Here is a 1627-nt window from a genome sequence, read left to right as displayed (position 1 = left end):
AAAAATGTTTGAGAGCGTTAAGCATTTCAATGAGCCTATTGGGGATTGGGATGTAAGCAATGTTAGAAATATGAGAAAAATGTTTGCAGATGCAAAATCATTTAATCAACCTCTTGAGAGATGGGATGTAAGCAAAGTCAAGAATATGTCTGCCATGTTCTATGATGCAACTTCCTTCAATCAACCTCTTGAGAAGTGGGATGTAAGTCAAGTAGAGAATATGGACTCAATGTTTTCAGGAGCAACTGCTTTCAATCAACCCCTTGAGAAATGGAATGTAAGCAATGTCAAAGATATGAATAGAATGTTTTTAGAAGCCACCTCTTTCAATCAAGACCTTAGCTCTTGGGATGTGAGGAATGTGAAAGATATGAGCAGAATGTTTAATGAAGCAAGTGCGTTTAGCTATGACTTTGATTGGGATTTGGAGGGGAAGATTATAGAAGGAGGATTTATCGGAGGAACAGAGCTTTCTAAGAAAATACATGGGAGAAGACAATGAAAGCAGACAAGATTCAAAACCTTGAGCAAAAAGCTTATGAGTTTGTGTCTTTGTTTGAAGGGTTTGAATCTAGGGCTTATTATGATTCTGAAGGGATCCCTACAATTGGATATGGATTCAATCTCACACAGCCTTCTCCATGTAAGCTTTTAGAAAATCAACTTTCCTATCAAGGACACTCACAAAGATTGGATTGGATGACTTATACCAAGCAAATCAAAGATTTGAAGTTTGAAAAATCTAAGAAAGATGAATACACTTTAAGACAAGAAGGAGTGCTTAAAGATACAGACAAATGGAAAGAGATTCTTAAAATCCTTGATGCAAGCTATGAAAAAAAGCTTACTAAGCTTCCTCACTCAATCACACTTAGCAAAGATCAACTCTCACAAAAAAAGAAAGCCCTAAGCTCGATCTTGCAGACTCATTTTCCTTTTATGATTACAAAAGAAAAAGCCAAAGAAGTTCTTCAAAAACTTATTCCTGAATATTCTCAAATACTAGAAAATAGAATGAGCTCAATAGAGAATTTTGAACTTCAAAAACAACAAATACAAGCATTGAAAGGAAGTTATGAATGGATTGCTTTGCTCTCTCTTAGCTATACCAATCCTAGCAGTTTGATTGGACCTAAGCTTTGTTTAGCACTTAAAAATAATGATCGCTTTAGGGCTTGGTTTGAGATCAGATATCAAAGCAATAAAGACAAGGATATCGGTCTTGCTAAAAGAAGATTTGCAGAATCTAATTGCTTTGGATTGTTTGATGGATATAAAAGAGGAGAGTTTAAAAAAACACTTTGGAAACAAGAAAAAGAGTTTAAAGCAGATGCTTTAGAGATATTTGAGAGTTTGCATTCTTTGAAGAGGGATGGGGAGAAAGAGATTTCTTTTTATTTTTAATCCTCACAATCTTTTCATCAAAAACAATATGCTTGAAATCTTTAAAAAAGAAATATCTTTTTAAAAGATTTCTTAAAATATTCTCACTAAACTTCTAAACCCAAGGAGAAACACAATGAAAATCAAACTAAATTCTTTATTTTTAATTCTTGCTTTAGGGATTCCTCTTTTTGGAGAGTTGAAATATTTTCCTAAGGATAAGGAAGAACTGATTGCTTTGGTC

2 protein-coding genes are annotated in these 1627 nt (G+C 33.8%); both read left to right on the top strand.

Features of this window, described 5'->3' with window-relative positions; all coding sequences use genetic code 11:
- Positions 1–502: BspA family leucine-rich repeat surface protein (locus LW137_RS07055; protein WP_233034942.1), on the top strand; the 502-nt coding region annotated here is incomplete at its 5' end.
- On the top strand, positions 499–1404 hold the full coding sequence (locus LW137_RS07050; protein ID WP_233034940.1) for a lysozyme family protein: 906 nt from the start codon (positions 499–501) through the stop codon (positions 1402–1404). The genes LW137_RS07055 and LW137_RS07050, both read left to right, overlap by 4 nt.
- The last annotated feature ends 223 nt before the right edge of the window (positions 1405–1627 follow it).

The organism is Helicobacter kayseriensis (assembly GCF_021300655.1).
Taxonomy (GTDB): Bacteria; Campylobacterota; Campylobacteria; order Campylobacterales; family Helicobacteraceae; genus Helicobacter_G; species Helicobacter_G kayseriensis.
Note: the sequence above shows the minus strand (reverse complement) of the source record. Positions and strands in the feature narration are given on the sequence as shown.

Coding starts and splice junctions, on each gene's coding strand:
- LW137_RS07050 (WP_233034940.1), top strand. CDS start 499: ATGAAAGCAGACAAGATTCAAAACCTTGAGCAAAAAGCTTATGAGTTT.